Origin of the sequence: Chryseobacterium sp. C2(2020) (genome assembly GCF_014218915.1) — a bacterium.
Classification (GTDB): Bacteria; Bacteroidota; Bacteroidia; order Flavobacteriales; family Weeksellaceae; genus Chryseobacterium; species Chryseobacterium mucoviscidosis.
Genome location: NZ_JACLCT010000068.1, coordinates 1 through 8,606, shown reverse-complemented (window position 1 = coordinate 8,606; position 8,606 = coordinate 1). Strand labels below are relative to the sequence as shown.

Annotated in this window: 7 protein-coding genes; 4 read left to right on the top strand and 3 right to left on the bottom strand. The window is 38.0% G+C overall.

All coding sequences use genetic code 11. The features are described 5' to 3' along the window. Positions 1–215: 215 nt before the first annotated feature. From catB to ere(D), 4 genes are all read left to right on the top strand, one after another. Entirely contained in the window at positions 216–845 is a 630-nt protein-coding gene (catB, locus tag H6W52_RS20590) for a type B chloramphenicol O-acetyltransferase (RefSeq protein WP_035589996.1), read from the top strand. A 485-nt stretch (positions 846–1,330) separates the two neighbouring features. After that, the gene (locus H6W52_RS20585; protein ID WP_185216944.1) at positions 1,331–2,158 is read left to right on the top strand and encodes a tyrosine-type recombinase/integrase; all 828 of its coding nucleotides are present in this window, start codon (positions 1,331–1,333) and stop codon (positions 2,156–2,158) included. Beyond that, the gene (locus H6W52_RS20580) at positions 2,142–3,248 is read left to right on the top strand and encodes an IS91 family transposase (RefSeq protein ID WP_185216941.1); all 1,107 of its coding nucleotides are present in this window, start codon (positions 2,142–2,144) and stop codon (positions 3,246–3,248) included. The genes H6W52_RS20585 and H6W52_RS20580 overlap by 17 nt, the downstream gene beginning before the upstream one ends. A 391-nt stretch (positions 3,249–3,639) precedes the next feature. Further along, a complete protein-coding gene (gene ere(D), locus H6W52_RS20575; RefSeq protein WP_095073170.1) occupies positions 3,640–4,866 on the top strand; it encodes an EreD family erythromycin esterase in 1,227 nt (408 codons plus the stop codon). Between the two features lie 205 nt (positions 4,867–5,071). Here ere(D) and blaOXA read toward each other — a convergent pair whose 3' ends face one another. From blaOXA to lnu(I), 3 genes are all read right to left on the bottom strand, one after another. Further along, positions 5,072–5,929 (bottom strand): OXA-1327 family class D beta-lactamase, encoded by an 858-nt coding sequence (gene blaOXA / locus H6W52_RS20570; protein ID WP_005938297.1) that lies wholly within the window; start codon positions 5,927–5,929, stop codon positions 5,072–5,074. A gap of 187 nt (positions 5,930–6,116) precedes the next feature. Next, positions 6,117–7,283, bottom strand: coding sequence for a tetracycline-inactivating monooxygenase Tet(X2) (locus tag H6W52_RS20565; protein WP_008651082.1), 1,167 nt, complete (start codon positions 7,281–7,283; stop codon positions 6,117–6,119). Positions 7,284–7,436: 153 nt separating this feature from the next. Then, on the bottom strand, positions 7,437–8,207 hold the full coding sequence (lnu(I), locus tag H6W52_RS20560; RefSeq protein ID WP_008992950.1) for a lincosamide nucleotidyltransferase Lnu(I): 771 nt from the start codon (positions 8,205–8,207) through the stop codon (positions 7,437–7,439). Positions 8,208–8,606: the final 399 nt, after the last annotated feature.

Below are 8,606 nucleotides of genomic sequence, written 5' to 3'. Positions count from 1 at the left end.
AACCAAAAGCTGCCGAAGGTTCCGTTCAACAGGGTTTTCATTGTTCGTGCTGCGCACGCAACGAAAACTTAGCTATTATGTGTAGTTTTTTTGTATATTTGTCAGATGAAATTATCAGATTAGCATATTTACTTTACGCAACGTATAGGAAGAGAATAGTTTAGTACTATTCTTTGTCTCCTTATTGTCTTATTGTAAATTAAATATGTTAAATAATGAAAAATTTCTTCGAAAGTCCTTTTAAAGGAAAAATAATCAAAGACCACATAACTAATCCCAATATAATTTCGGGTAAATATTCTTATTATTCCGGTTATTATCACGGTCATTCATTTGATGATTGTGCTCGTTATCTGTTTCCGGACAGGAATGATGTCGATAAACTAATTATCGGTTCTTACTGCTCAATAGGGAGTGGTGCAAGTTTCATAATGGCAGGTAATCAAGGTCATAAATATGATTGGATTTCCAGTTTTCCATTTTTTTATATGTCTGAATTTGATGTTTTCAGTAAAAGCCAAGATGGATTTCAAAAAGCAGGAGATACAGTTGTTGGGAATGATGTTTGGATTGGTAGTGAAGCTATGATAATGCCAGGAGTTCAGATAGGAGATGGAGCTGTTATTGGCAGTCGTGCTTTGGTTACAAAAGATGTTGAACCTTATTCAATTGTAGGGGGAAATCCAGCCAAATTAATAAAAAAGAGATTTAGCGATGATGACATCCAAAAGTTGCAGGAAATGAAATGGTGGGAATGGGATGAGGAAAATCTTTTTGAAGCAATGCCAATTCTTTGTTCAAATAAAATCGATTTGTTGTACAAGTTTTTTAGAAAAATGAAATGATAAAAAGAAGGTTCCGGAATTCGGAGCCTTTTTGTTTTAACTGCGTTTGCGGCTAAAATTACACATAACGGGAAACGCATTGGCGAAGTGGCGGATAAATTGGACAAAAAGTTCAATTTAGCGAGAACGTAGCCGATGTGTTTCCACAGAGCTAACTTACAAATAAAAAGCGAATGTGGAACACATTCGGCGGAATAAAATGCAGAAACTTTCAATTTAGCACTTAACCTGCCATTTTGCCAATGCGATGTTGAACTAAACCTCCGGTAGCTTTTCTCCTCGCTGTTTTATTAATTTTGGTAAAACATCAATAAAATCTATAAAATGGCTACAAAAAAAAATCTCCGGAGGAGTTAAGGGTAAATAAACTTTTAAACCGTGCCTCGAGTGAAGTTAACGGTTTTGCTGAACTGCTGCAACGCTTCGAGCGGAATATTTCCATCCTGGGGCGTAGCGGTAAAACCTTCGATAATTATTCCCGTCATGTGGCAGCCCTGGCGCTGCGTTTCAAAACCCTGCCCACCGAGCTGGATCCCGAACAGGTAAAGGATTATCTGTTTGAACTCCAGCAGCGCTCCAAAACGCCTTCTCAGTCGTATTTTAAGCATACCGTCTACGGCCTGCGGTTCCTGCTGAAGACAGAAGGCTTGCCCTACAGCCATCTGCACCTTCCCTCCATTGCTAAAGTGAACAAACTGCCGACTGTTTTAAGCCGTCAGGAAGTTTGGCGCATGCTTCAAACTGCAGAACTCCTGAAGCACAAACTGCTCATCGGTCTTCTATACGGCTGCGGCCTGCGCTGCATGGAAGTCAGGAATATTGAACTCCGGCATCTGGACTTTGACCGGAAGATGCTGCATATCGTTCAGGGAAAAGGCAGCAAGGATCGGTATGTTCCCTTGTCCGGGCATTTAATTCGCGGACTGAAAACCTTCATCAGTATTGAAAATCCGCAGCGGTATTTATTCAATGGGAACCATAACAGGAATGTGGAAGAGATCGATCAGTCAGGCTCCCCCAGACCGGATTTCGATTCCCGCTACAGCCAGCGCGGCGTTCAGTGGGTGATTAAAACCATTTCTAAAAAGGCTGGCATCACCAAAGACGTTCATACCCACACCCTTCGACACAGTTATGCGACACATCTGTTGGAAGACGGTGTTCCCATCATTATGGTTCAGAAACTTTTGGGGCACGAGCGCATTGAGAGTACAATGGAATACCTTCATGTCTGCCAGCTCTCGGATCAGCAGCCACACAGTCCTCTGGATACCGTTTTTGCCTTATGCAGCAAAAATGCAGGCCCGAAGTAAAGGCGGAACTGTCGCTGAAGTCCTTCGCAAAATCAGTTTACCGGTTCAAGACTTTACGGTTCATCAGGAAAAGACCTTGCGGGCATTGTCCAACTGTCGGACTTCTGCCTTGGGTGGTCATATTGATGCGTGTGACGGTTGCGGAAATCTTTCCATCAGCTACAACTCCTGCCGGAACCGGCACTGTCCGCTGTGCCAGGGACACAAAAAGGAAGAATGGATACACAAGCGCGAACAGGACCTGCTGCCGTGCACCTATTATCATGTGGTTTTCACGCTTCCGGAAGAGCTGAACGCTTTGGCAGTCCCAAATCCCAACCTCACCTACAAGACTTTGTTTGAAAGCGCTTGGGCCACTTTAAACCAGTTCGGCAAAACCGAAGGAATCCAGTTGGGAATGATTGCCATTCTTCATACCTGGGGACAGAACCTGAGTCTGCATCCGCACCTGCACTGCATTGTTCCGGGCGGTGGTATCAATAAACAGGGGAAATGGAGAAAGAGAGTAAGAACCGACAAATACCTGTTTCCGGTAAAGGCGCTGAGTAAAGTGTTCCGGTCAAAATATCTCGCCCTGTTGCGGGCTTCAATGGATGTTGAAACCGCTTTGGCAGAGAAGCTCTTCTCCAAAAACTGGGTTGTCTATGCCAAGCGGCCTTTTGGCGGCCCGAAACAGGTGATCGAGTATCTGGGACGCTACACGCACAAGGTGGCCATCAGCAACCACCGCATCAAAGAAGTGACGGATAAAGAGGTCCGTTTTAGCTACAAGGATTACCGCAAAGGCGGAGAGAAAAAAGAAATGAGCATGCCCAATGCCGAGTTTGTACGGCGCTTCAGCCTGCATATTCTGCCGAAAAGGTTTGTGCGGATCCGCCATTACGGAATTTTAAGCAGCAGCTGGAAACGCGGGAAACTGCAGCGTTTACAGTCAGCTTTAAACATCCGGATTCCGGAAGCAGAACCCAAAACTTTGCTCAATAAATGCCGGTGCTGCGGGGAGGGAAACCTGGTGACCATTGCCGTTTTCGGGCAGCGCGGTCCGCCGCAGGATTTTCTTTTCGTCACCCAACCTTTATCTGCGAAATAACCTTTGCGGGTAAGGGAATCTGTGTTCTGCAACGCAGAAAAACAGCAGGAAACCACTCCAAAGGGCTACCAAAGCCACAAAAAAAGCAGTACTTCTAAAAAAACTGCTTTTGTGTATCTAAATTCCTAAAACGACAACTCCATAGACTGCCAAAAAACCGCTGAAAAGCTCCCGAAGCTTCCGTTCAACGGGCTTTCATTGTTGGCTTTTCAAGCCCAACCAAAGCTTAGTTATTATGTGAAGGAATTTTTAGTATCTTTGTATTCAAATAATTCACATTTTATGTATTTCAGCAAGCCTTGGTAATTAAAAATTAAAGTAAATTATTAAATCGTCTTTTTGAGACGGTTGCTATTTGGTACGTTAATTTTTAATTTAAAATAAGGTAATAATGAAAAATATAAAACCCTTAACTTTTCCGTTTAATTCGGAAAATAATACATCCATAAAACAAAGTCTTTTTCGATTTCGAGAATATTTTGATTCTTCTACAATTGTTGGTTTAGGCGAAAACTCACATTTCATAAAAGAGTTTTTTACATTCAGGCATCAAGTTATTGAGTTTTTAGTAACTGAATGTGATTTTGACACCTTGGCATTTGAGTTTGGTTTTTCTGAAGGATTAGAAGTTGATAAGTGGATAAAATCACAAATTCCATTCGACGATTTGGATAAGTTACTGTCACACTTTTATTATCCAAATGAGTTTAAAGATACTTTGCTATGGCTTCGTCGGTATAATCAAGACAATAATAATCAAATTACCTTTTTAGGTGTGGATATTCCTAAAAATGGAGGTTCTTATTTTCCAAACTTTCGTATTGTATCTGATTATTTGCAAAGACTTTCAATCGTTTCTTCTGATGTCTTACAGAAGATTTTAAATCTTGCTGAGAAATTTGATTTCTATTCGACTTCTCAGCTTGCGTTAAATTTATCGCTTTTTGATGAAGCTGAACATAATGAATTAAAAGCATTGCTATTAAAAGTTTACATTCGTTTGATTACTCTTCAACCAAAATTAGAAAGTTTAGAATTTCAATCGATAGTTCATCAAGTTAAAGGCTTGATTTATATGAATTATAATGCTGATGCTATGGAAAGTTTCATTACTGAAAGGGGAATTGAAGGAGATATGGGAGCAAAAGACCAGTATATGGCAGAAAGCATTGATTGGTTTTTGAAAAATTCACTTGGTAAAAAGATTATTTTGGTTGCCCACAATGCTCACATTCAAAAAACTCCGGTAGATTTTGATGGATTTATTAGTTGTTATCCAATGGGGCAAAGACTTTCGATGACTTTTGGAGAAAAATATAAAGCATTTGCAATAACTAATCTACGTGGAGAAACTGCGGCATTGTATCCTGATAATGATTATCAATTTGGCTTTAGGGTTGATAAATTTCCACTTGATTTTCCAGAGTCGGATTCTGTTGAATTTATTATGCAAGAATTTGGAGGAAAAGAATGCTGTTTACTAATGAACAGAAGTACGGAATTAAAAAATTGTAATAAGATTCGATTTGATTCGATGTGCCTAAAAACTGAAATAGAAGAAGCTTTTGACGGAATTTTTCTAATAGAAAAATCAACTGTTTCAGAAGTAGTGGATTGAGAATTTATAAATTTAATTTCGAAACGGCACTTTCTTTTTGGAGGTGCCGTTTTATTCTTTCACATAACGGTTTGGCGCTTGGCGCAGTGGCGGATTTTGGAGCACAAAACTGTCAATACACCACAAAAGTTGATGCGAGGTAGAATGTTCAATTAACCACGTCACCCGCCATTGAGCCAAACGCCTGTTACCTGCTGGCATTCTTTTAAATTATATTCAAGTCTTTAAATACTTTTTTGGTAATTTCTTTTCTGCAACTTCCGAAATCAGACCTTTTCATTTTTCTGTCTTGTAAAAGTCTTGTTGCAAAAATATAAGTCCCATTTTTGGTCTCAATGTACCCTGTCCACCAACCTGTATTGATGTTATTTTCCCTTGTCCAACCTGTCTTAGCCCTTATAGTATATTCTTCATTTTGTTCCGTAATCATTACGTTTTTAACAATGTCAATATTTCGCTTAGAAAAGGGTAATTTTTCTTCATAAAAAGATTTTACAAATTCGACCTGATTTTTAGGCGAAATTGCAAAGTCTCCAAAATTCCAAAAATCGGCTTCAGTTTGGGATAAATTATTGTTTCCATACTTGCTCTCTGCGAGGTGTTTTCTATAGGTATCTTTTCCGATTTTCTTTGCAAGTTCTACAAAAACCCAACCTGCTGATAATTCAAAGGCTTCTTTGACTGGCATATCGTGATAAATTTCGGGTCTATAACCATACTTAACTGTATCTGTACTACCAACCCATTTTATTATTTCGTTTTCATCTTTGATAGTATTAGTTTCAAGAGCAATCAATAAATTTATAATCTTGAATGTAGATGCTGGAAGCGTTTCAATTTCTAATCCAACTGTGTCCGATACAATCCATTTATCATTTCTAATGTCATAAATAGCAATTGTGCCTTCAACTCCGCAACTGTCAAAATAATTTTGGAAGTCGCCCCGTATATTTATGTCGTTCTTAGCCAAAATATTTGATTTTCCATCTGCTTGTCTGTTAGACGAACATCCATAAATAAGGAAAAGTGTTACAATAAAAGAAAATAAACTTTTTGATTTCATTAGTTTCTTGAATTTACGGTTTGGTTTTTTATGCTTGCAGGTAACGTTTGGCAAATTGGCGATGGAGCCGACTTTTAGCACAAATGTTGAATAGAATTACTAATCTTCAACATTGCACAAAAGTTCAATAGAAGTACTTCACCGGCTCTATTGCCAATTTGTTTGTTATGTGCCGTTTTATTCCATTTTATACATTTAACAATTGCTGAAACGTAAAGTCGGGTTTAAACATTTCAATTTCGTTTTGAGTTGATTCTTCTTGTGCTTCTTTGCCATAGATAAACATTTGCTGTTCATAATTTTTAACAGCCTCTTCAATGCTATTAAATTTTCCATCGGCTAGATTATCAGACAATATCAAGGCATCCACCAACCCACTATTTACTCCCTGCCCTGCAAAAGGCGGCATCAAATGTGCGGCATCCCCAATCATTGTTATGGGTAATGGGCGCTTGCTTTTCCAAGGCTTTTCTAAAGGAAATATCCGTGTAGCCAATCCTACAAATGACAACGTCGTATGAATCAATTCTTTGTAGCGTTCGTCCCAATCGGAAAATTCTTTCAGAAGAAAATCAACGACACTATTTCTGTTTTGAAAATCTACCTGCGTTTGGTTTTTCCATTCATCAGGTGTTTTAAAACTTATTCCAAAATGCAATGCACCATTATTATTGGGGTTAGCAAATAATAAATTACCTTGGTGAGATGCCATTAGCCGGTTTCCATTGCATAGCTGAAAAAATCCAGGACAGTTTATCTCTGGTTGATGAATATCGGCTTGTATATTGAAAGTACCTGTTTCTTCAACTTCCGTGTCGGTAACAAATTTTCTTACCTTGGACATCCCGCCATTGGCAAGAATAACCAAATCTGCTGTTTCACTCGGTTTATTCTCAAAAGTTAGTGTCCACTTCTTCTTACCAGGTTCAAGCATAACAAGTTTTCTATCCCAAATAACCGTGTCGTTTTCTAAACTATTCAACAAGATAGCCCTTAAGTCATTTCTGTTTATTTCAGGATTGTCAAATCGATTTTCGGGCTTTACATTTTTTGTGGATAAAATATTGCCTTTTTCATCAGCAATATTTACACCCATTGGTAAGGCTAAGTCATAATAAGTTTGTAACAATCCCGCTTTTTTCATTGCTTCCTGACCTGAACCTTTGTGTAGGTCAAGGGTTCCACCAAAAATTCTTGCCTCTCGGTCGTTGTCTCTTTCGTAAACTGAAACGTCTATGCCGTTTTGCTGTAATAATTTTGCCATAGTCAGTCCAACGGGTCCACCACCAATTATTGCAACGTTCTTATCACTAAGTAAATTCATTTGTTTGTCTGTATCTATTCGCATTGTCATTCAAAAATGGCACATAACGGTCAAGTATAAGCGTAGTGCGGGATTTCGGAGCAATTCACTGTCCGCCCACCACAAAGTTTCTTAGGAGCAAAAATGCTCAAATTTAGCAGTTCAGCCCGCATTACGCTTATACAATGTTGGCGGTAGTTTTTTTTATTCAATTCTCCTTAATACCCCCTTTAATTTTGCTTCAACTCCAAGATTATCAAAAAGTTTTTCAGTCAATGTTAATGTCTTCTTGAAAGCTGTTTTAATATCTGTCGGATCTAATTCTGATGTTGTCTCCTGAAATAACGAATACCAATCTGGGTCTATGTCTTTTTCCAAGCTTTTTGTTGGACTTTCCCAATGTTTGGTTTGGTATGTTTCAATTCTTATTAACCAAAGTAAATATTTTTGAACATTTGATAAGCTTTGGTAAGCGTGAGCAAATTCCTGTCGTTTAATTAAGTTGCTTGTTGTAAGTAAAACATTCAACAATGATTGGCTCAACCACAGGATATTTTCATTTGTTGTTCGATCAGGTACTTTAGTTTTTATTTCTTTGAGCGTGTTAGTCAATAAATCTTCTTTATCTACTAAAATCATCTTGTCAAAGTCGCTAAACTCTACCAAACCGTCCCACGATTTGATAACTTCCATTTGGTCGTTTGTCAAAAAATGAAACTCCCCCCTTATCATATTTTCAAAAATGGCAACTTCACTTCCATACTCGTTGGTAAAATATAATGCCAAAGGATGAATTTGGCTTACCCAATTTTCAGCGGAAAAATTTTCTTTATCCTTCAAGAAGATGTAGAATTCAATATCTGAATATTTGTCCCCTTCATTTTTGGTAAATGACCCGTACATAAATACGGCAGAAATATTTTTATCATTTTGAGCTATTGACTTTGTTTTGTCAATCATTTGTAACTGTGTCATTTTCTAATTTTTTAATATTAACAATCGCCCTTTCTACTTTGCGTATTAAAGGATATTTCAATTCTTATTCTATCTTACAGTTACTTATAGCTTCATTTTCTTGAATGTTTTTCGTTGTTAATTGTTTCTTCAAATTACCGCCAAAAAAGTATTTGTGTCAGTGCGGGCTACTGCGAACCAAAAGTGGAAATACAAACCACATTGAGCAAAAATGCTTTTTCAGATTTCTAAATTACTAAAAAAAGGAATATGAAAAGCATTTTGCGGATATTGTTAACTGAATTCTCAAAGAATATATTCACCCCGCATTGCACAAATACACTGTTGAACTAAACCTTCGGTAGCTTTCTCAGCGCTATATTTAGTTACTTTGTAAAACTAATTAAAAATCAGTAAAAT

What these genes read in the sequence shown, in the direction of transcription:
- H6W52_RS20580 (WP_185216941.1), top strand. Translation starts at nt 2,142, where the DNA reads ATGCAGGCCCGAAGTAAAGGCGGAACTGTCGCTGAAGTCCTTCGCAAA.
- H6W52_RS20565 (WP_008651082.1), bottom strand. Translation starts at nt 7,283, where the DNA reads ATGACAATGCGAATAGATACAGACAAACAAATGAATTTACTTAGTGAT.
- blaOXA (WP_005938297.1), bottom strand. Translation starts at nt 5,929, where the DNA reads ATGAAATCAAAAAGTTTATTTTCTTTTATTGTAACACTTTTCCTTATT.
- catB (WP_035589996.1), top strand. Translation starts at nt 216, where the DNA reads ATGAAAAATTTCTTCGAAAGTCCTTTTAAAGGAAAAATAATCAAAGAC.